Consider the following 21100-nt stretch of genomic DNA (forward strand, 5'->3'; position numbering starts at 1 on the left):
CTTGACAGAGCTTGCTGCCCGGCCACTGTTAGCCACCATGGGATCGACACCAATGTCCGGCTGATAAAACAAACGACTGCAATTCACCCTTCACAGAAGTCTCTTACACAAAATATCTGACATTCCCCACGACCTCGGCCATCATTGCGCACGCAAGCGGGCAATCCGGCATCCCGCGCCGCCAGCGCGGAGCAGGCGGCCACGCCGTGAACATACTCCATGTTTACAAGACGTACCTGCCGGACAATTTCGACGGCGTGGCGCGGGTGATCTACGAGATCTGCGAGGGCACGAAGCTCTTCGGTGCCGCCTCACAGGTCTTCTCGCTGAGTCCCAACGGAGGTCCAGCTAGCGTGCAGGTAGGCACCCACCTCTCGCACCGCGCCCGCGAAGACATTCACCTCGCCTCGACCAGCCTCTCCTTCAGAGCCTTCAGCCGCTTTCGCGAACTCGCTCGCGAGGCGGACCTCGTCCACTACCATTTTCCCTGGCCGCTGATGGACCTGCTGCACTTCTACGGCAATGCCGGCCGGCCTAGCATCGTCACCTATCACTCCGACGTGGTGCGCCAGCGCCTACTCGGCCGGTTCTATGCGCCGCTGATGCACCGTTTTCTCGCGGCCATGGATCGCATCGTCGCCACCTCGCCGGCCTATGCGCAAACAAGCCCGGTGTTGCCTCACTATGCCGACCGGCTCGGGGTCATCCCCATCGGCATCGCCGAGATGGAACGAGTGGAACCGGCGCGCGCTGCCTCCTGGCGCGAGCGGCTCGGGGCACGCTTCCTGCTCTTCGTCGGGGCGCTCCGCTACTACAAAGGGCTCACCGTGCTGGTCGAAGCGACACGGGCAACCGGGCTGCCGGTGGTGGTCGTGGGCTCGGGCGAAATGGCAACCAAGCTGGAGAGGAACCGCCCGGCCAGCTTGACGCTTCTCGGTGAGCTTGACGAACGTGACAAGGACGCGGTGCTCTCGCTCGCCGACGGTTTCGTGTTTCCCTCGCACCTGCGCTCGGAAGGCTTCGGCGTGGCGCTCTTGGAAGCGGCGCGCGCGGGCAAGCCGATGATCTCCTGCGAGATCGGCACCGGCACGAGCCATGTCAATCTTGAGGGCGAGACGGGCTTCATCGTGCCGGGCGGCGACACCGCGGCACTGGGCGCGGCGATGTGCCGGCTTTGGGAGAACCCGGCGATGGCCGCCGCCATGGGCGCGCGCGCCCGTGCCCGCTACTTGGCGCTGTTCACCGCGGAGGCGATGGCGAAGGCCTATTTCGATCTCTACGAGACGGTGCTGGCTGAGCAGGCGCAGTTGGCCGGTCTCGGCCACACTCACGTGTGATGCCCAGCACACGGTCGGGCATCACAACTGAATAAAACAGTAGCCGACCGCGAGTGCTTTTGCCTGCTCGCGACGACACGAAGGAATCAGGTTGAACCGCCATCGTCGCGCGTCGTCATAGCGCCTCAGCTCAAAAGCGCGGTACCGAGATCAAAGTAGACATCGGACGAGGGCGGATTGACGGCAACCGCCCGCTCCGGAACGTCCCTCGCCTCTTCCGGCGGGGTTTCGCATCGGAAGCGTAGAGACGAAGCAGGTGCAGGGCGTCGAAGTGATTGGTCGGCCGTGAAAAATCTCTCAGCCATTGAGCGGGAGTCGATTTTCCGATTAAGGCGACGTTTGAGATTGCAACCTTTTGCGGCTCGATGCTCGGGTATTTTGCAATTCCATTTTGGATTTCCCTCGAATCGCGAGTCGTGATTCCTTCGTTGCGTCGGAGGGGGTGTTCAACGTGAGCCTAAACTAATCATAACGAAACAAGCAGCTCCAGAAGGGATGAATTGGAGTTCGCCGATCTGTATGCTGTTGTGACCTTACCAGTTCCGTTAGAGTAATAATGCTGTTCACTAGCTATGTCATCGCTGCCGCTGCCATGATCGCTGCAGCGCTCTACCTCATCCTGCGACTGCGGCTGTTCGTCACGACGACGACGATGCTGGTCGGCTCGCTGCTACTCATTTATGGGCCGGCAGCTTTGAGCTTTACCCTATCCTCAGGACAATTTGGCTTTCTGATCCGGCCACTCTTGGGGAACATCAGGGTCTTCTCATCGATGTTCCCGCTGATCAAGGAAAAGATCGGGGATATCGATCCCGTTATCATATCCTTGAACTTCTCGCTCGCCTTGATGTATGTCGGCGTTATCGTCGGCATCGAGCTCGTAGGTCGCCTTTTTTCCGCGCGCGCAACCTTAACCGACGCCGCGGTCGCAAAGTGGAGCGGCGAGCCCGTTCGCGACGAGCAGCATGGTCATCTCATTTTGCTGATTACCATATCTGTCCTGTTTCTGTTCATGCTCTTTGTCTCGGTCCGCGAAAACCACCTCGGCACGATCCAGTACTTTTATTCGATCAAGGGCGACAATGACGCGCGGGACGCCTATCGCGCCCATTTCGCCGACAGCCCTAGCTATGTTTACCGCGTGCTGCTCAGTGCCGTTGCGCCCATGCTGGTGATCTGGGGATTTCTCGCTGGGACTTTGCGCAGACGCTGGCCGTTAGTTTTGGCGGCGGTGCTGCTCTTTCTGGTTGCCATAATCGGAAAGATCGAGCTGTTGAGCAAGGCGCCGCCAGCATTCTTTCTGATCCAAATCGCACTGGCTGGCATGCTCACCTTCACCAACAGGATCTCATGGCGGGCAACGGTCGCGGGTGCTTTCGTGGTCTCGCTCCTGATCTATACCGCTACGCGGCTGATTGTCATTCTTCCGGAGGGAGCCTCGTTCATCGAAACGGTCTATTCACGCGTCTTCGAAATGGAGAACGAGACGCTCGTCGAGAATTTCGCCGTTTTCCCGGCGCTGCACCCGTTCATGTGGGGCGCCAACATTCGCCCTATCGCAATTCTGACGGGCGTTCCCTATGTTCCGAGCTACGGTTTAGTGAGCTATATCTGGCATAACACCCACGACATCACCAGCCCTACTCTGTTTATCGCGGATGCCTGGACGGATTTCTCCTACGTCGGCGTTTTTGTGTACAGCATCATTGCTGGCGCGATCTGCCGTGGCATTGATCTGACATTCCTGGCACGAGGCAAATCGGTGGTTGCGATCGCTGTCTTGAGCGCGGGCCTGTTCACGCTCTTAACGACGGCATTGAACACTGCGTTGTTTTCCGGCGGACTATTACTGGCACCGATTCTGGCTGTCATTCTGATGACGACCATGAGAATGCTGAGCGGACCGCGGGTGCCCCTCGGCAAGCCCGGCCCACCGCCGTTTTGAAAACGATGATCTCCGGGGAAACCTGTGTGTACCGAAAACCTTGTCCGAGTTGATGATGTGAAGGAATCGCCTAAGCTAATGGAATGATTGGGCTTCTCTGTTTCGTGCTGGCCGTCCCGACCTCGCCGTTCAAGTCGAGGCTGCGGCTTGAAGCTGAGAACGCGGTACTTCACATCAGTTGATGGTCTTGCGGCGGAGGCCGCATGGTCGCGTCCGGCTCACGAACCAGGATCGCTGGTTCCTGGTCCGACTGTATCGCTGGTTTCCGTCAATCCTGTCAGTCCTCACCGTCATCCGGCCCGAGGCGCTCGTGCGGTGGCATCGGGCCGGCTTTCGCTGCTACTGGCGTTGGAAGTCGCGATCTCCAGGAGGCCGACCGCCGATCGACACCGGCTGCACGTGTTGATCCGGCGAATCAGCGTCGACAATCCGCCTTGGGGCGCGCCACGCATTCATGGCGAACTGCTCAAGCTCGGGTTCGAGATCGCGCAGTCCAGCGTCGCCAAGTACATGGTGAAGCGACGCGGGCACCCAGCCAGGGATGGCAAACCTTCTTGCGCAACCACGCGCCGGACATTGCCGCCATGGATTTGTTCGTTGTTCCAACGATCGGGTTCGACCTGCTCTGGGCCTTCGTCGTCGTCCGGCTGGACCGCAGAGACCTCGTCTGGATCAACGTCACCGCAAATCCGACGGCGGAATGGGTGGCCCGTCAAATAACCGAGGCATTTCCTTGGGACGAGGCTCCGCACTACCTCATCCGCGATCGCGACCGGATCCATGGCAGCGTTGTCACGCGCCGATTGCGCGCCATGGGCATCAGGGACAAGCCGACCGCCCCAGCCTCGCCGTGGCAGAATGGCCGTGCCGAACGGCTGATCGGATCGATCCGGCGTGAGTGTTTGGATCATATCGTCGTTTTCAGCGAGGCCCATCTCCGCCGGATGCTGCGATCCTATGCCCGCTACTACAATGACATTAGAACGCATCGGTCGTTGGATAAGGATGCGCCGGTCTCTCGTCCGGTTCAACGGATAGGAGGCATTCAATTCCACGCCATCCTTGGCGGGCTTCATCATCACTACGTTCGGGTCTAGCCGGTTTTCGGTACACACAGGACTGTGCCCCTCGATATCATCGCACCCCGAATGAACGAACTGAAGGACGAGCGCTATCAAATCGCCGAGGGGCTTCGACAGATGGCCAAAGAGCCGGATGTGATTGCCCTGCATCCCACCGCGCTGAGGCCTATACAAGCGTGCCGTGGTCGATTTGGCGGAGGCTTTGGAAAGGGACAAGGCATTGCAAGGCATTGGCAGACCATCGTCCCCGCGTGATCGATGCAATCCGCACACTCTTTTCGGCCGTCATGGTGACAGCACCGCCGAACACCGTATCCTTCGAAGTCGAAGTCAGGGGGAAGCTTGCAGAGCTTTGCGGGATCGAGGTGTCCCCGAACTGTTCTAGGGTGACGAGACCGATGGTAGCGGGGGAGCGCTACCGCCTTTCCCCACACCAGCCAAACCTACGATACGTCATCCAATCTTTCGCATAAAGCAGTTCGCGAGTCTGGGCGAGAGTCGCTTTACACGCTTGAAGAGCGGTGTTGAACGGCCGCAAACCGCAGGTCGTTTGAAAGCGAGCTAGGTCGTGGAAAATTCGAAAGGGAGCGCCCTTCCAGCTCCGCGGTCGTACTGTGGGCCCGCGATGAGGCCAGTGAGACATTCCGATGGTGGTTTCAAGTTGTCGACCTCGTAGAATTGCCCCGGCTGAGCGCGGCGGCCGCTTTCGTGGACACTGGCAAGTGCAGGCCGGGTCATTAATCTATTTTTCCGAGCGAGGCGTCTGAGGATCGTCTAACGGCTCCTCGAATGCCCGCGCCGCGGGCCGTGATGTCCGATCAGCATTGCGTTCGGCCTCGGTGCGACTATCAGCCGCGTGCGCATCAAGAACGGCGCGGATGGCCGCGCTCTCGGCAAGTGTGGTGATCGATTGCTCGCGGCTCCGCGATGTGCGCCCGTCAACCAAGCGCGTCGGAAGGCCTTGCCACACGCGGCCGTGCTCGCCGGTCCCTTAAGGTCGCGCGTATGCAGCTTAGGCTCATCAAGCACCGTTTCGATCGCCGCAACGATGGCCTGCGTCGGTGATCAGTACATGATCGTCAGCCTTCAGCCGTTGCGAGCATCACTGTTGCGATCGCAGCCTGTCCGGTAGGATAAAGGGCGGCACGATACCCCCCTCGAGCTCCACCGACGCATCCTCGAGCGCGTGCGTGCTGTCTGTCCCCTGCGCTCCGTAGGACACAGGACGCTCATGCTCACGCCGCGCTCGCGTGTCACGCCAATTTTCAACATAATCAAAAACAAAGGTGCCGCCCCGGGTAACCGGCGTGTTGACCCAGCCGCGGTCAGAACGTCCGGCGCGCAGAAGCCGCGTTGCTGGACGAAGAGGCCGCATCACCGCCTCCGTGCCGCGTACGAGGCAACTGGCGACAAGCCAAACGTTTGAACCGGCGAGCCCGCTGTCTTTCTTTCGTGCTCAGGGAGCCCGTAAACACCGAGCCAGGATTTCATATGCGAAAAGCCTCGCGTTCCTCTGAATCGATCTGAGACAGGAGGTTTGTCTCCCAAGCCAGATACCGGCGCGCTGCCTCCTTGTTGCCCTGATGCCGATCATGCACGAAGAACAGGAAATCGATGCAGTTCGAATCGGCCGGGAGAACCGGCGTTGCTTCCACTGCAAGACCGGCGGCTGCCCACGCTTTCGAATCAGCGACATGCAGGAGCGGATCGTGCACGCCGCGCTCGGCAAGATCCAGGGCCGCAAGCCGCGCCGTCTCGGCCGTATCGGCTATGAGCACCACGCGCATGCCGGATGGCAGCGCCAGGCTCGCAAGCAGTGGGCGGATCGTCCATACAGCCCCCTTCAGGTGCCCCTTCCGATAGGCCGAGCTCGAACGCAGATCGAGCAACTGAATCCCGTCCATGCCGGCGAGCGCGTCGGCTGAAACCGTGCGGAGCAGCGGCAGCGGCAACGGCAGCGGCCTTTCGTGAAGAGGAGACAGGTGCGCTGCCGCGCCTTCGACGAGTACCTGCGCATCCCAGCCCATCTGTCGCAAGCGGGCCGCGATCACCGGCGCACGCACGCCTTCACTGTCGAACACCACCAAGCGGGCACCACATGTCCCGATGAATTGATCGGTCGCCTGGATGAGCTGGCCGCCCGGAGTGCTTTGGGCCCGTGGCAGACTGCCGGCGGCGAACTCTTCCGGCGTGCGCACGTCGCAAAGATAGGTCGTGCGCCCTGAATCCGTCAGCCAGGTGTCCACCGTGTCGGCATGCACAAACGGCACCTGCCATCGCGCGGCAAAGTCGAGAGCGCGTCGGCGCAGCTCCGGCAGCCGTTCGTCGGCAGGCGGCGCCGGATAGAACCGGTCGGCACCATGATCCAGCGGCAGATCTTCCAGGAACCAGCCCTGGGTGCCGTTCTCGAGTGCGAACACCGGATTTGGGAGACCCAGATCGATCAGGGTCTGCGCGCCGATGATGCTGCGCGTGCGTCCGGCACAGTTGACGACAATGGTGGTCGAGGGATTTGGCGCAAGCAGATCGGCTCGCAGCGCCAGCTCGCCATTGGGGCAGCACACCGCCGTCGGGATGCTCATCTTGCGGTATTCGTCGACCGGGCGACCGTCGAGCACCACCAAGTCATCGCCACGCACGAGCCGATCGGACAGCTCGCGCGCGCTGATGCGCGGTGTATGAAATGACAGCTCGGCCTGTTCGCCGAAGGTCTTGCTGCGCACGTTCACGCCGGCGAACAACTGAAACCCGGCCTCGCGCCATGCAGGCGCGCCGCCCTCGAGAATGAACACGTGCTCGTAGCCGAGGGCGGTCAGGCGGACGGCAGCTCGCTCGGCCAACCCGGGCGCGACGCCCTCCGCTCCGTCGTCATAGATGACGATGCGAGTGCCGATCCGCGGCACCAGGCGCTGGATGTCGCTTTCAAGCCGACTGTAGGGTAGGGACACACAAAGAAAGATATGTGCTTCACCATACTGGCCATGCTCGCGCACATCGAGCAGGGCGATCTCGGCGCCATCATGGAGCCAGCGCTTGAGTTCGAGCGCGCCAATACGCGCCGGCGCCGCAGCGGCGGCAGTCGATGCTTCGTTCATCTGTTCGAGATTCCAGTGTCAGCGTCGGGTCTGAACGCCGATCGCCATGGGCTTCGCCGTCTTGGCCTCAAGATCAAAGGTGGAGCGTTCAGTCAGCGTCTCAAGCGCTCGACCATACATGTGCAGATGACGAATGGGCTTGTCGCCACGGATCTCCACCGAATGGATGTCGTCAGGCATCAACGCTATCCCCGTGCCCGGTCCCACGACAACGAGATCGGACAATTCGAGCTCCGCGTGTCCGGGCTTCGTCCCATCGTCGAGGCGACGGTACACGAAATTGTGCTCCTCTCCTTCGATCCCTGCGACGCAGGCCCAGGTCGTGTGGTTGTGTGGCGGAATGCGCCGTCCGGGCAACATCACGTTCAGATAGAGGGCGAAACTGCGATCGGGATCTTCCTGGATCAGGTAGCGCGCCTGGCGTGTCTCGACGTCGGGCAGCGGATATGCGTCTGGCGACCAGAGTTCGGCGCGAGCTGCAAGCCCGCGGAGTTCGATGAGGACCTCGTTGAGCACAGCGCGCTCCAAGGGAGCCTTTGCAGTAGCAATTCTAATGCGTTCGATCGTCGAACGAACCGTGTCGCGACGGGTCTCATTCACACCCATGGGGTCTCCTCGACGGCAAATGACAGCGAGAGCGGTATCTGTCTGCAGGACTACGCCACAGGGAACCGTCCAACAATTTAATTCTGCCATGCCCCAACATCAGAATTCCTAATGTATTCTGGCCGCATTTTCTTGCGCCAGAGAAACACACGAAAAATCAAAGCTACAGCAGTACGTTCAAGCGGACCTCATACAATCGATTAGATTTCCTTACCGGTTGGCATCGAACTTTTAAATTGTGCCCGCTTCGTGGACAGGCTCAATTAGAAGGCACGCAGGTTTTCCGAGCGTTTCAATGTCGAGCGTTGGGCGGACAGAGGCAGATGAGGATCGGCGCATCATCACGGCCATCCATAAGCAATTCTGTAGCAACCTCCCGGCGCGCGTCGGGGCGCGAACGGGGGCAACCAGCTGGACCGCGCGCAAGACGCAGTCCGCTAAAATCGAGACAAAGCTGTCGAGATAACTGAGGGGAACGATGACGATTGAACGTATCGGGCAACGCCAAAACGGCTGCGGACCCGCACGAGGCAGCTTGCCGGAGAGCAGGAGGACCACCCGATGGATCAAAAGCGTGCTGGCATCGACCGTGCTCTGCGCTGGCGCATGGCTTACGCCCGCCCACGCCGAGACGGCCACCATGGTGCTCGCCACCGAACCGCCGACCCTCGTCTCCCTCACGAACGTCGCCACGACCGCCCTCGCCGTGAGCGGCAAGGTCACCGAAGGCCTGCTTGAATACAACGAAGATCTCAGCCCGGAGCCGCTCCTCGCCACCTCGTGGAACATCAGCCCGGACGGCAAAGAATACAGCTTCAAGCTGCGGGAAGGCGTGCGCTGGCACGACGGCAAGCCTTTCACCGCCGCAGATGCCGCCTTCTCGATCAACCTCCTGAAGAAGGTGCATCCACGCGGGCGCTCCACCTTTGCCAATGTGACATCAGTGGAAGTCCCTGATCCACAGACCCTGGTGATCAAGCTGTCGCAACCTGCGCCCTATCTGATCAAAGCGTTTGCCTCGACCGAGACACCCATCGTCCCGAAGCATCTCTATGATGGCACGGACGCCGCGTCCAACCCCAACGGCAACACGCCAATCGGCACGGGCCCGTTCAAGTTCAAGGAATGGCAGCGCGGCAACTATATCGTCTACGAGCGCAACCCAGACTACTGGGGTAAACCCGATCCGAAGATCGACCGACTGGTGGTCAAGTTCATTCCCGATGCGGCCGCCCGCTCGATTGCGTTCGAATCCGGCAGCGTGGACTTCGGCTATCGCACCCCCGTGGCGCTATCCGATCTCGACCGCCTGAAAAGCCTCCCGAACCTGAAATTCGAGACCAAAGGCGCAAGCTATTCGTACAACGTGACACGTCTCGAATTCAACCTCGACAACCAGTACTTCAGGGACAAGCGGGTTCGGGAAGCGGTGGCCCATGCCATCGATCGCAAGGTCATCGTGAACACGATCCACTATGGATATGCCACCATCACCAACTCGCCCATCGCCCCGGGACTGAAGGAATTTCACGACCCGACGCCGAGCCCCTACGCCTACGACCTGAAAGCCGCCGCGAAGCTGCTCGACGAGGCGGGACTGAAGCCGACCGATGGCAAGACGCGGTTCCGTCTCACGCTCGACTTCAATCCTATCACCACCGAGGGGCGGCGCCTCGCCGAATATATCCGCGCCTCACTCGCCAGGATCGGCATTGCAGTCGACCTGCGCGCACAGGACATCTCCGCCTTCGTAAAGCGCATCTACACGGATCGCGATTTCGACTTCGCAGTGAACGGCGCGAGCAATCTCTTCGATCCCACTGTTGGTGTGCAGCGACTCTATTGGTCGAAGAGTTTCGTCAAGGGCGTGCCCTTCTCCAATGCAACCCACTATTCGAATCCGGAAGTGGACCGGCTGCTGGAGCAGGCCGCGGTAGAGAACGACCCCAAGACCCGTGTCGGACTGTTCAAGAAGTTCCAGGACATCGTGGCGGAAGACATTCCCGACCTCAACCTCGTCTCGCCCACGTTCCTCACCCTGCACAACGCGAAGATCCACGATCTCGCGACGACCGCTGACGGCGCCGAAGGCAACCTTGCGCACCTTTATGTCAAATGAGTCACGCCCCCCGGCGTCGGCTCGCCGGAACCGTCCATTGAACCTGTGAGGCCCGCTCGATGCGCCTTCTTTCCCGTGCAGGCAAGAGCCTGAGTCGTACCGCCATCCAGGCGTTGCCGGTAGTGCTCGGCATCGTGGTCTTGAACTTCCTTCTGCTGCAACTTGTACCCGGCGACGCGGCCGACGTGATCGCCGGTGAATCCGGCTCCGCCACGGCCGAGACGATGGCAGCCCTCCGAAAGCAGTTCGGACTCGATCAGCCGGTGCTGATACAGCTTGCCAACTATCTCGATCACCTCGCCCATCTCAGTCTCGGCTTCTCTCCGCGCTACAACACCCCCGTGGGCGATCTGATCATGTCGCGCCTGCCCTTCACGCTGCTGCTGATGCTGAGCGCCTTCGTACTCTCGCTTGTAGTCGGCATCGCCTTTGGCGCGTTCATGGCCGCCTTCGCGCGGCGCTGGCCGGATCGCGCTTTGTCGCTGTTCGTGCTGATACTCTATTCGGCACCAGGCTTCTGGGTGGGCCTGATGATCATCGTGCTGTTCTCGGTGAAGCTCGGCTGGCTGCCGAGCGGAGGCGCGATGACCGTCGGCGCCGACCTGACCGGTCTTGCCCGAATGGGCGACCTTCTCACCCATCTGGTGCTTCCCAGCATCTCCCTCGCCTGCTTCTTCACCGCGGTGTACGCGCGGCTGACCCGCTCCGCCATGCTTGAAGTGGAGCGGCAGGACTTCGTACGCGCCGCTGAGGCCAAGGGCCTCGGCCCCTTCGCCATTCAGATGCGTCACGTGCTGCGCAACGCACTGATCCCGGTCACCACGGTTGCCGGCCTCCACCTCGGCAATCTGCTGGGCGGAGCCATCGTCGTGGAGACGGTGTTCGGCTGGCCGGGCATGGGACGGCTCGCGCTCGACGCTGTGATGGCGCGCGACTTCAACGTCCTGCTCGGCGTTCTCCTTCTGTCATCCTTCGTAGTCATCGTTGCCAACGTGCTTATCGACCTGCTGCACGCATGGCTTGACCCGCGCATCGAGTCCGTTTGATGTCGACCAATATGACGAGCCTCCCCGTCACCCTTCTTGCCGTTCCGGCAGCGAAGAACGGTCGACTTTCCGCCTTCCTCAGGCAACCGACCTTTGTCGCCGGTCTTCTCATTCTTGGCGTCGTGATGACGCTAGCTTGCGTGGCCGACCTGCTTTATCCGGGCGATCCGCAGGACCTGGTGGGTCCTCCCCTTTTGTGGCCGTTCCAGAAGATGGAGTTCCCGCTCGGCACGGATTCTCTCGGTCGAGATATAGCCGCCGGCCTCGTACATGGCGCGCGGGTCTCACTGATCATCGGCTTCTCGGCGGCCTCGATCGGCCTGCTCATCGGCACGCTGGTGGGCGCCGTGGGCGGCTATTTCGGCGGCTTAGCGGACAACGTACTGGTGCGCGTCACCGAGTTGTTCCAGACGGTACCAGCCTTTCTCCTGGTCGTCGTCATCGTCGCCATCGGAGAACCCTCGCTCAAGGTCATCGCACTGGCCATTGGGATCGCGTCCTGGCCGACCATCGCGCGCCTGGTACGCGCGCAGTTCCGTTCCCTGCGCGAGCAGGATTTCGTCATGGCGGCACGCAGCCTCGGTTACTCCGACACGCGCATCATCTTCGTCGAGATCCTGCCTAACGCCTTGCCGCCGGTCGTGGTCACCGCTTCCGTGATGGTCGCCGGCGCAATCCTCACCGAGACCGGGCTTTCGTTCCTCAACATGGGTGACCCGAATGTTGTCTCGTGGGGCTCCATGATCGGAGACGGGCGAGAGATGTTGCGGACGGCGTGGTTTCTCACCGCCCTTCCAGGCACCGCCACGGCGCTCACGGTGCTCGCCCTCAACCTCATCGGCGACGGCCTCAACGAGATCTTCAATCCGAGGATGCGAGAACGATGACCGCGCCGAATTCCGCCATGCCGCCGTCCACCAGGACTCCCGGATCGATCCTCCGATCGCAAGGGCCGCTTCTGGACGTGCGCAACCTCTCGGTGGCGTTCCCTGGCCACCTTGCGGTACGCGATATCTCCTTTCACATCGACCACGGTGAGACCCTCGCCCTCGTGGGTGAATCCGGCTGCGGCAAGTCGGCCACCTCCTTCGCGCTGATGCGCCTGCTGCCTCGCGGCACCGCCGTCGCCGGAGAGGTCAACTTCAACGGCATCGACCTGTTCAGGACCGATGCCCGCGCGCTCCGGAACATCCGAGGCAAACGCATCGGCCTCATTCTTCAGGAGCCCATGACCTCGCTCAATCCGGTGCGGACCATCGGCGACCAGATTGCCGAAGGGCTTGTACGGCACGAGAAGCTCACCTGGACACAGGCGCGGACCCGCACAGCGGAGCTGCTGGACCTCGTACGGATTCCCGACGCCGCCAGGCGCTATGACGACTATCCCCACAACATGTCGGGCGGCATGCGCCAAAGGGTGATGATTGCGATGGCAGTGTCGTGCAATCCGCAGCTCGTCATCGCCGACGAGCCCACGACCGCCCTTGACGTCACCCTGCAGTCGGAAGTTCTCGAACTACTCGACAGCTTGCGCAGGCAGCTTCAGATGGCGCTGCTCCTGATTACCCACGATCTCGGCGTGGTGGCGCAATGGGCCGATCGAGTAGCTGTGATGTATGCCGGCCGCATTGTGGAGCAGGCCGCGGCGCACGACCTGTTCGAACGGCCAGTCCATCCCTATTCTCAGGGCCTCATGCGGGCAACGTTGAGGCTCGATGACGGAACCCACTACAGCAACGCGAGGTTGAGCGAGATTCCTGGAAGCGTCGCCTCTGCTGCAGGCGAGCGAGGTTGCGCCTTCGCGCCGCGCTGCTCGCAGGCGACTGAGGCTTGCTATCATGCACCTCCTGCACTTGTACCGTTCCGTGACCGGCTCGTGGCCTGCCATGTTGCCGTCGAACCTTCCGAGGAGCCCTTCCGTGCAGTTGTTGGACGTTGAGAACCTTCAGACCAGCTACCATTCGCACGGGCGCATCCTCAGAGCGGTGGATGACGTCAGTTTCACCGTAGGAAAGGGCGAGACGGTCGGCCTGGTCGGAGAATCCGGCTGTGGCAAGTCGACGCTCGGCAAGACGATCCTTCGCCTTGTTCCGAGCTCGGCCGGACAGATCCGCTTTTCGGGTGCCGACATCGCGCCACTATCCGGCAAGGCGCTCATTCCCTATCGCCGACGGATGCAGATGATCTTCCAGGATCCATTCGGCTCCCTCAACCCTCGCCAGACGGTGCGGACCCTGCTGGATACCGCGCTGAAGGTGCACCGACTCGGAGACGTGACCGAACGCACCAGGCGGATCAACGAGACGATCGACCGGGTCGGCCTGCCCCGCACCGCGCTCTCCCGCTATCCGCACGAATTCTCCGGCGGCCAGCGCCAGCGCATCGGCATCGCGCGCGCCCTGATCCTCGAGCCGGAACTCATTGTCTGCGACGAGCCAGTCTCGGCCCTCGACGTCTCGATCCAGGCGCAGATCCTGAACCTGTTGGTCGACCTCAAGCGCGACCTCGGTCTGTCCTACCTGTTCATCTCCCACGACATGTCGGTGGTGCGCTATTTCACCGACAGAGTGCTGGTGATGTATCTCGGTCGCATCGTGGAGAGCGGGAGCTATGAGACGCTGTGGTCAAACCCGCGCCATCCCTATACCCGCGCGCTGATCGACGCGGTGCCGTCTTACGATGCGCAGAAGAAGCGAACGGCGGTAGTACTCAAGGGTGATTTGCCAAGCGCCTCGCAGGTGCCCTCCGGTTGCCGCTTCCGCCTACGCTGCCGTTTCGCGCAGGAGCGCTGCTCGGATGAAGAGCCGGCATTGCGTCGGATGCCGAGCGGGCAGAGCGTCGCCTGTCATTTCGCGTGAGAAAGATCGCCCGGGAGCTATTGCTGCCGGCCCCATCGCACATGAGGTTTTTCCGTGAACCATGATATCCGCCGCATCGGCGTCCTCGCCCCACCCGCCAATGTGGCGGTGGAACGGGAGTGGCCACGTTACCTGCCCGATGGGGTGGTCATGAACCACAATCGTCTCTCGCGCACTTCCACGGCGGTCGCGAAGGACGAGCTTCTCGCCATGAACGCCTCCGTCGAGCGGGCGGCGCGCGACCTCGCGTTTGCCCAGCCGGAGGTCATCGTCTACGCCTGCACCTCTGGCTCGTTTCTCAACGGACCGGACGAGGCAGAAGCACTGTCCCGCCGCATCGAGGCGCTGACGGGTATTCCTGCCGTCACAACCTCTCAGGCGGTAATCGCGGCACTGCACGCGTTGCGGGCGAAGCGAGTCTTCATGATCACTCCCTACGCCGACGCGGTGAATGCGGTGGAGGCGTCCTTTCTTGCGCATTTTGGCGTCACCGTCGCAGGCATGGACGCCTTCCGCTGTGCCCAATCCTCCGAAATCCGGGCCCTGACCTCCGAGCAGGTGGCCGAACTCGCACGCGCGCATCATGGTGAGATTGGCAGCTGCGACTCCCTTTTCATCAGCTGCACCAACCTGCTCACGATGAACGAGATCGACGAGCTTGAAGCGGCTTTGGGCGTGCCGGTGGTCTCCTCCAACCAGGCGAGCCTGTGGGCTGCCTTGTCGCAGATGAAAATCGCTGCACCTTCCGCGCCGGGACGGCTGTTCCGGCAGGCTGCGTGAGGATACGTCGCTCAGAAGGCCATGCCCCGGAATGTCTCGAACACCTGCTGCGCAGCCTCGTCAACGCTTTCATCGCGCATATAGAGATAGAAGGTAACGTCCGGCAACCGCGGCAGGTCGTCGGCCTCTCCCAGCACGCGCAGATCCGGCGTCAACATTTCGATGTTGCGGGCCGTGATTCCCAGGCCGGCCCGCACCGCCGCGCGAATGGCGAGGAGATTGAGACTGAGATAAGCGATGCGCCAGGAGAGATGGGCACGGTCCAGCGCGTCGATGGCAAGCGCGCGAAATAGGCTTGGTTCATTGGACAGAATAAGCGGCAATTGCTTCTTGCGCTCGAACTGGTAGTCAGCTGCACACAACCACACCGTAGGGGAGCTGCGCAGCGCGATGCGCGGCAGGTTTGGATCAAGCCTCGTCGTGATCGCGAGATCGAGCTCGCCCTTCTTGAGCTCCTCCATCAGAAAAGGGCTGCGACCGGTACGGACTTCAAGCAGGACATTGGGGTGGCTCTTGGCGATCCGCCCGAGCATGATCGGCAGAATGTTTTCTGCCATATCATTGCTGGCGCCAAGCCGCACCACTTCGGTTTGCCCCGGCCTGGTGGCGAGCGCCGCGTTGGCCTCGTCATTGAGCGAAATGATGCGCCGGGCATAATCGAGCAGCTTCATGCCGTCATCCGTGAGCCGCTTCGTGCGCCCCTGCTTTACCATCAGCAATTTGCCGACATGGCTCTCCAGACGCTGCATCTGCTGGCTGACCGCGGATTGCGTTCGATGCACCCGTTGCGCCGCCGCGGCAAAGCTTTCGGCATCCGCGATAGCGACGAATGTACGCAGCAGATCGAGGTCGAGATTGCGCATGGACGATCCAGAGAGAACCGGGTCAACAAATTAGGGTAGCTTATGAGTCTCGTCGCGACATTTAAATTGTGAGGCCACGGCTTGGGGCGTAATCATGTAACGAAACCCTCTGTTCTTCAGTAAGAAGGCAGTACGAACGACCCATGGAGCGCTCCCGCGGTGTCAAGCAAGATTTCTGCCAATCGATTAGCAATCCTGCAAGATATCCAATATTCCTCCGGTCGCACCCGCCGCACCGCTCCGCTTCGCCCCTGAGGTTCGTGCCATGAAGAAAGACACGCTTCTCGTTCGCGGCGGCCGTGCGGCCACCGGCCCCGTCAACCCGCCAATCTCGCGGGCCTCCACAATTCTCTTCAAGGATCTTGCTGCCTTCGACGCCACCCGCGCCGACCGGTTCGGCGCCTTGCGTTACGGCATTCACGGCACCGACACACTTTTCGCACTCGAGCACGCGCTCGCCAAGCTTGAAGGCTGCCATCGCGCCATCGTGCTACCGTCAGGTCTTGCCGCCATCACAGCCGCCCTCACCGCGGTAGTCAAGGCGGGTGATCACCTGCTCATGGTAGATACCGTCTACGGACCCACGCGCGCGTTCTGCGACGGATTGCTAGCCCGCAATGGAGTCGAGACGACCTACTACGATCCCCTGCTAGGCTCCGGTATCGCCGACCTCATCGGTGACAATACGCGGGCAATATTCTGCGAGAGCCCCGGCTCGCTCACCTTCGAGGTGCAGGACGTGCCGGCCATCGCGAAGGCCGCCCATGCGCGCTCGATCCCGGTTCTGTTGGACAATACCTGGGCAAGCCCGCTGTTCTTTGATGCCCTCGCCCACGGCGTCGACATATCAATCCAGGCGGCGACCAAATATATTTGCGGCCACTCGGATGTGATGATGGGCACGATCGCCACAACCGAACGGTGGTGGCGGCCGGTGCGCAACGTGGTGGCGGACCTCGGCTTTTCCACGAGCCCGGACGACTGCTATCTGGTGCTGCGCGGCATGCGCACGCTCGGCGTAAGAATGCGCCACCAAATGCAAAGCGCGCTCACGGTGGCGCGCTGGCTGCAGGCTCAGCCGGACGTGCGGCGCGTGCTGCATCCCGGCCTGCCCCACGATCCCGGGCATGCGCTCTGGTCGCGCGACTTTACCGGCTCGTCCGCACTTTTTGGCGTCGAGCTCGCGGCCCGCTCTCAAGCCGCGCTCACGGCCTTCATTGATACACTGGAGCTGTTCGGCATCGGCTCGAGCTGGGGCGGATATGAGAGTCTCGCCTTGCCGGCGCGCTTCACGCGCACCGCCCGGCCCTTCCCGCTCTCGGGCACTCTCGTGCGCCTGCACATTGGCCTTGAGGATTCCGACGACCTCATCGCCGACCTCACCAAGGCGCTTGCTGCCATGCGTGCGGCGGAAACCGCAGCAACATGAGTCGTCCGCGCCAGATCCGACTCTTTGTATCGAGAGACCGCACAAGGACATCCAGATGACTGAGACTTCTTTCGCCGAGATCCTCGCTGTCGCGAAGCCTGCGAGCCTCACCACGGGAGGTATCTTCGTCGGCCGGCTGGCATCGGGCGTGGCCATCGAGATTCCCTACCTTATTGCCAAGGGCGCCAAGCCGGGAAAGTGCCTGTGGCTCAACGGACAGGTCCACGGCGATGAGATCAACGGCATCGTTGCCGCCCTCGACTTTGCTCGCGGACTCGACCTCTCCGCACTCTCGGGCAGCGTGGTGGTGAGCTCGACCGCAAACCCGCTAGCCTTCGACGGACGTCGCAAGAAAGCGCCGCAGGACGATATTGATCTTGACCAGTCCTTTCCTGGTGCGGCCGCAGGACTGAGTTCCGAGCGTATGGCGAAGATCTTCTTCGAGGCCTCTGCCGCTGCCGACGCGCTGGTGAACCTGCACACTATGGGCACGGCTTTCGATGCGGACCCCTACGCTGTCTACAAGGTACATCCCAACGGGCGCGTCACCGAGGCCGAGCTGTTGCGCCTTGTCGCTCCGTTCGCACCCGCCGTCGCGTGCCGCATGAGCATCGCAGGCGGCACCGGAGAGCTTCCGGGCAACCTCGCCGGCGCCCTCGACTATCAGTGCCTCGACCGCGGACAGATCTCCTTCATGATCGAGCTTGGCGGCGGCGGACGCCTTGTGCGGGAGCATGTCGCGCAAGGCATCGCCGGCTTCGACGGGTTGGCACGCGGCCTCGGTCTTCTGCCCGAGACGGCTGTTGGCCCGCACAGTCTTCGCCAGGTGACCAAGCGCCGCCACGTGTCGTGCTCTGAGGGAGGAATCTTTCGCGTGCATGCCGTCCCCACCCAGATCGTTCCGGCCGGGCAGGCTCTGGGCGAGGTCATGGACCTGCACGGCGTGATACGCGAGCGCGTGACGCTTCCATTCGACGCGCTGATCATCGGGATCCGCCGCGATCCGGTGGTGCATTTCGGCGATCGCGTTGCTTTCGTCGCCGAAGCATGGGCCGACGTACGGACTTGAGCCCGCGATGGACCGACGAAGAGACGGCTGAAGGAAATCGCCATGGCCCTGCGTCGCTTCCCCCATCTTGCCCACTGGGGTGCGTTCACCGCCGTCGTCGAAGATGGACGGCTGGTTGGTTGCGAGCCCTTCGCAAGCGATCCCAATCCATCGCCGATCCTCGGCAACATCGTTCCCTCGGTTTATTCGGACAGGCGCATCCGACGGCCTGCGATCCGCGAGAGTTGGCTCAAGCATCGCCACCGCGCCGGTGGCGATGGCCGCGGCCGCGAGAAGATGGTCGAGGTGGACTGGGACGAGGCTCTTGAACTCGTCACCGAGGAGATTCGCCGGGTAGAGGCGAAGCACGGACGCGAGGCGCTGTTCGCAGGCTCCTATGGCTGGTCTTCCGCTGGGCGATTCCACCACGCACGCTCGCTCATTCGCCGCTTCTACTTTTCCGGCGGCGGTGCGGTGGATCAGCAGGGCAACTACAGCTGGGGCACCGCGCAATTTCTGCTGCCTTATGTGATCGGCACCTACAGCCCTCTCACGGGACGCGTCACCGCGTGGCCGAGCATCCTCGAACATACCGAGATCTTTCTCGCCTTCGGCGGACTGGCGCTGAAGAACGGACAGGTCTCCTCCGGCGGAGCCGTGCAGCACACGCAGGAGCTCTGGCTGCGACGCCTTGCCGAGAAAGGCATCCCTGTCGTCAACGTGTCTCCCACGCGCGGCGATTGCCCCGACTTTTTGCGCGCCGAATGGCTTCCGATCCGGCCCAATACCGACGTGGCATTGATGCTCGCGCTCGCCTACGAAATCCTGCGCATCGGCGGTGAGGATCGCAATTTCCTCTCCACTTACACGGTTGGGCACGAAACGCTTTGCGACTATGTGCGCGGCGTCGGTGACGGCGTCCCCAAGACGCCGGAATGGGCCGAGCAAATCTGCGGGCTGCCCGCGGCGGCAATTGCAAGGCTCGCCGCGCAACTCGTCGGCCGACGCTCCTACATCACCTGCTCATTTGCAGTCCAGCGAGCCGAGCACGGTGAGCAGCCTTACTGGATGGCGATCGCCTTGTCGGCGCTGCTCGGACAAGTCGGCCTGCCGGGCGGTGGCTTCGGATTCGGTCATGGCTCCATGAACGGCGTGGGCAATCCGCGTCCTGCCACGCCGGGTCCGGAAATGGCGGTGGGACGCAATCCCCTCGGCCGCGCCATTCCCGTGGCCCGCATCGCCGACATGCTCCTCCAGCCAGGCACTCCTTATGCCTTCGATGGACGACGCGAGACCTATCCCGACATCAAGTTCATTCATTGGGCGGGAGGCAATCCCTTTCATCACCATCAACAGCTCAATCGTCTGCTCATGGGTTGGCGGCGTCCGCAAACGATCGTTGTCAACGAGATCTGGTGGACGCCGACAGCGCGGCTTGCCGACATCGTGCTCCCCGTGACCACGACGCTGGAGCGCAACGATATCGGGGGATCCTCCCGCGACCGCTTCGTGGTGGCAATGCACCAAGCCATCGCTCCATTGCACGAAGCTCGATCGGATTTCGATATATTCGCAGATCTCGCCGCTCGTCTCGGCTACGAAGCGGCCTTCACCGAGGGCCGCGATGAGATGAACTGGCTGCGCGATATCTATGCCCGCTGCGCTGCGGGAAACGCGCAGGGCGGGATTGCTTTCCCTGATTTCGAGAATTTTTGGGCGGAAGGCATGCTGGAGCTGCCGGAGCCGAATCAAGATTTCGTGCTGCTTGGAGATTTCCGGGCTGATCCCGCCGCTCATCCGTTAAAGACGCCGAGTGGCCGTATCGAACTCTACAGCGAGACCATCGCCGGCTTCGCTCTCCCGGATTGCGGCCCGCACCCGGCCTGGATCGAACCAAGAGAATGGCTGGGCGCGGAATCGACGCAACGTTTTCCACTGCACTTGCTTACTGTTCAGCCGGCTGATCGGCTGCACAGCCAGCTTGATTTCGCGCCGCTCCCTCAAGGCAACAAAGTCGCGCGGCGCGAATGCATCGCCCTCAACCCGATGGATGCTTCGGCGCGTGGCTGCAAGGACGGTGATCTCGTGCGGGTGTTCAATGATCGGGGAGCGTGCCTTGCCGGCGTGCGGGTCGATGCGAGCATCAAATCGGGTGTGGCGGTGATGGCAACCGGCGCCTGGTTCGATCCCGACATCGAACACGAGGGCGCGCCGGAACGCGCAGGAACCGCGAATGTGCTGACCCATGACGTCGGCACATCTCTTCTCACACAAGGCCCGAACGCAATGAGTTGCCTCGTGGAGGTGGAGCGTTTCACGCTCGCCTGACCTGCTGGTCCTCGCCCACAATCTTGATTGCGGCGCATGCTTGTCCTTCACAGGAGCGCGGCGCGGACTGCGCGAAAGAACGCCGCTGTCGCGCATCAGGCCGTTTAGGCGCTACCTCCAATTGCAGACAGTGCCAGCGGAGACTTAGACTACTGGTTTCCGTCGTAAGCTTCCGGCCGAGGCGCTACCATCGAGCGATATAAAATCGCGGAAAATCGTAGGTTGGCGTGCAAAATTGTAGTCTTGGTAGCGGGGGAGCGCTACCGTCTTTCCCCACATCGCGCCACCATTTCCTTCAAACGCGCGGCTTTATGGGTTCCTACAACGAGGCTGTCGACGAACTGTTCAAGTCCGTCACTCCAGCGGTCTCGAAACTCTCGGCGACCAGAATGACATGGCGTGGTTCTTGCTTCGTAAAGCTCGTCATCGTCGAGGTACTAGTACCCACTTTTCTTGGATCGTGAGTCGTGATTCAAGATATGGATGATCCCCGAAGCAAGAGAAGTCCACCTTTCGCGGAAAGATCGCAAGGTGCTTGAGGCGTGTTGTCGCTCGCCGGTGACG

At 61.8% G+C, this 21100-nt stretch carries 16 protein-coding genes; 13 read left to right on the plus strand and 3 right to left on the minus strand.

What is annotated here, in order from left to right:
- The first annotated feature begins 206 nt into the window (after positions 1 to 206).
- The 4 genes from ACZYOF_RS33080 (at position 207) to ACZYOF_RS33095 (ending at position 4619) form a co-directional block, all read left to right on the plus strand.
- Positions 207 to 1337, plus strand: a complete 1131-nt coding sequence (locus ACZYOF_RS33080) for a glycosyltransferase (RefSeq protein ID WP_130578141.1) — start codon at positions 207 to 209, stop codon at positions 1335 to 1337.
- 556 nt (positions 1338 to 1893) lie between these two features.
- On the plus strand, positions 1894 to 3282 hold the full coding sequence (locus ACZYOF_RS33085) for a hypothetical protein (RefSeq protein WP_463718407.1): 1389 nt from the start codon (positions 1894 to 1896) through the stop codon (positions 3280 to 3282).
- 434 nt (positions 3283 to 3716) lie between these two features.
- Positions 3717 to 4379, plus strand: coding sequence for an integrase core domain-containing protein (locus ACZYOF_RS33090; protein ID WP_463718408.1), 663 nt, complete (start codon positions 3717 to 3719; stop codon positions 4377 to 4379).
- Positions 4380 to 4430: 51 nt separating this feature from the next.
- Positions 4431 to 4619, plus strand: coding sequence for a hypothetical protein (locus ACZYOF_RS33095; RefSeq protein ID WP_394569741.1), 189 nt, complete (start codon positions 4431 to 4433; stop codon positions 4617 to 4619).
- A gap of 1232 nt (positions 4620 to 5851) precedes the next feature.
- On the opposite strand, the gene ACZYOF_RS33100 is transcribed toward ACZYOF_RS33095, so the two are convergent.
- Together ACZYOF_RS33100 and ACZYOF_RS33105 are read right to left on the minus strand one after the other, a co-directional pair.
- Positions 5852 to 7459, minus strand: coding sequence for a rhodanese-like domain-containing protein (locus ACZYOF_RS33100; RefSeq protein ID WP_463718409.1), 1608 nt, complete (start codon positions 7457 to 7459; stop codon positions 5852 to 5854).
- An 18-nt stretch (positions 7460 to 7477) separates the two neighbouring features.
- Positions 7478 to 7975, minus strand: coding sequence for a cysteine dioxygenase family protein (locus tag ACZYOF_RS33105; protein WP_283813518.1), 498 nt, complete (start codon positions 7973 to 7975; stop codon positions 7478 to 7480).
- A gap of 664 nt (positions 7976 to 8639) precedes the next feature.
- On the opposite strand from ACZYOF_RS33105, the gene ACZYOF_RS33110 reads away from it, so the two are divergent.
- The 6 genes from ACZYOF_RS33110 to ACZYOF_RS33135 are packed head-to-tail and all read left to right on the plus strand — an operon-like array spanning position 8640 to position 14868.
- Positions 8640 to 10184, plus strand: a complete 1545-nt coding sequence (locus tag ACZYOF_RS33110; RefSeq protein WP_463718410.1) for an ABC transporter substrate-binding protein — start codon at positions 8640 to 8642, stop codon at positions 10182 to 10184.
- A 59-nt stretch (positions 10185 to 10243) separates the two neighbouring features.
- The gene (locus tag ACZYOF_RS33115; protein WP_130578135.1) at positions 10244 to 11230 is read left to right on the plus strand and encodes an ABC transporter permease; all 987 of its coding nucleotides are present in this window, start codon (positions 10244 to 10246) and stop codon (positions 11228 to 11230) included.
- 11 nt (positions 11231 to 11241) lie between these two features.
- The gene (locus ACZYOF_RS33120) at positions 11242 to 12117 is read left to right on the plus strand and encodes an ABC transporter permease (protein WP_463718412.1); all 876 of its coding nucleotides are present in this window, start codon (positions 11242 to 11244) and stop codon (positions 12115 to 12117) included.
- A gap of 17 nt (positions 12118 to 12134) precedes the next feature.
- Positions 12135 to 13169 (plus strand): ABC transporter ATP-binding protein, encoded by a 1035-nt coding sequence (locus ACZYOF_RS33125; protein WP_463718413.1) that lies wholly within the window; start codon positions 12135 to 12137, stop codon positions 13167 to 13169.
- Entirely contained in the window at positions 13150 to 14088 is a 939-nt protein-coding gene (locus tag ACZYOF_RS33130; protein WP_130578134.1) for an ABC transporter ATP-binding protein, read from the plus strand. Before ACZYOF_RS33125 ends, ACZYOF_RS33130 begins: the two co-directional genes overlap by 20 nt.
- A gap of 54 nt (positions 14089 to 14142) precedes the next feature.
- The gene (locus tag ACZYOF_RS33135) at positions 14143 to 14868 is read left to right on the plus strand and encodes a maleate cis-trans isomerase family protein (RefSeq protein ID WP_394569146.1); all 726 of its coding nucleotides are present in this window, start codon (positions 14143 to 14145) and stop codon (positions 14866 to 14868) included.
- Between the two features lie 11 nt (positions 14869 to 14879).
- On the opposite strand, the gene ACZYOF_RS33140 is transcribed toward ACZYOF_RS33135, so the two are convergent.
- A complete protein-coding gene (locus ACZYOF_RS33140; protein ID WP_130578132.1) occupies positions 14880 to 15731 on the minus strand; it encodes a LysR substrate-binding domain-containing protein in 852 nt (283 codons plus the stop codon).
- Positions 15732 to 15996: 265 nt separating this feature from the next.
- Between ACZYOF_RS33140 and metC the strand changes: the two genes are divergently transcribed.
- From metC to ACZYOF_RS33155, 3 genes are read left to right on the plus strand one after another with little or no spacing between them, the layout of a single operon-like run.
- Positions 15997 to 17160 (plus strand): cystathionine beta-lyase, encoded by a 1164-nt coding sequence (gene metC / locus ACZYOF_RS33145; protein ID WP_130578131.1) that lies wholly within the window; start codon positions 15997 to 15999, stop codon positions 17158 to 17160.
- Between the two features lie 55 nt (positions 17161 to 17215).
- Positions 17216 to 18229 carry a M14 family metallopeptidase gene (locus tag ACZYOF_RS33150; protein WP_463718411.1) on the plus strand — a complete coding sequence of 338 codons (1014 nt, stop codon included), beginning with the start codon at positions 17216 to 17218 and terminating at the stop codon, positions 18227 to 18229.
- Positions 18230 to 18271: 42 nt separating this feature from the next.
- Positions 18272 to 20536, plus strand: coding sequence for a molybdopterin guanine dinucleotide-containing S/N-oxide reductase (locus tag ACZYOF_RS33155; RefSeq protein ID WP_463699617.1), 2265 nt, complete (start codon positions 18272 to 18274; stop codon positions 20534 to 20536).
- Positions 20537 to 21100 lie beyond the last annotated feature (564 nt).

The sequence above is a fragment of the Bradyrhizobium sp. LeoA1Lang genome, from assembly GCF_055413685.1.

Excerpts from the sequence above, each read along its gene's own strand:
- metC (WP_130578131.1), top strand. The coding sequence starts at position 15,997 with ATGAAGAAAGACACGCTTCTCGTTCGCGGCGGCCGTGCGGCCACCGGC.
- ACZYOF_RS33150 (WP_463718411.1), top strand. The coding sequence starts at position 17,216 with ATGACTGAGACTTCTTTCGCCGAGATCCTCGCTGTCGCGAAGCCTGCG.
- ACZYOF_RS33155 (WP_463699617.1), top strand. The coding sequence starts at position 18,272 with ATGGCCCTGCGTCGCTTCCCCCATCTTGCCCACTGGGGTGCGTTCACC.
- ACZYOF_RS33085 (WP_463718407.1), top strand. The coding sequence starts at position 1,894 with ATGCTGTTCACTAGCTATGTCATCGCTGCCGCTGCCATGATCGCTGCA.
- ACZYOF_RS33140 (WP_130578132.1), bottom strand. The coding sequence starts at position 15,731 with ATGCGCAATCTCGACCTCGATCTGCTGCGTACATTCGTCGCTATCGCG.
- ACZYOF_RS33125 (WP_463718413.1), top strand. The coding sequence starts at position 12,135 with ATGCCGCCGTCCACCAGGACTCCCGGATCGATCCTCCGATCGCAAGGG.
- ACZYOF_RS33095 (WP_394569741.1), top strand. The coding sequence starts at position 4,431 with ATGAACGAACTGAAGGACGAGCGCTATCAAATCGCCGAGGGGCTTCGA.
- ACZYOF_RS33100 (WP_463718409.1), bottom strand. The coding sequence starts at position 7,459 with ATGAACGAAGCATCGACTGCCGCCGCTGCGGCGCCGGCGCGTATTGGC.
- ACZYOF_RS33120 (WP_463718412.1), top strand. The coding sequence starts at position 11,242 with ATGACGAGCCTCCCCGTCACCCTTCTTGCCGTTCCGGCAGCGAAGAAC.
- ACZYOF_RS33115 (WP_130578135.1), top strand. The coding sequence starts at position 10,244 with ATGCGCCTTCTTTCCCGTGCAGGCAAGAGCCTGAGTCGTACCGCCATC.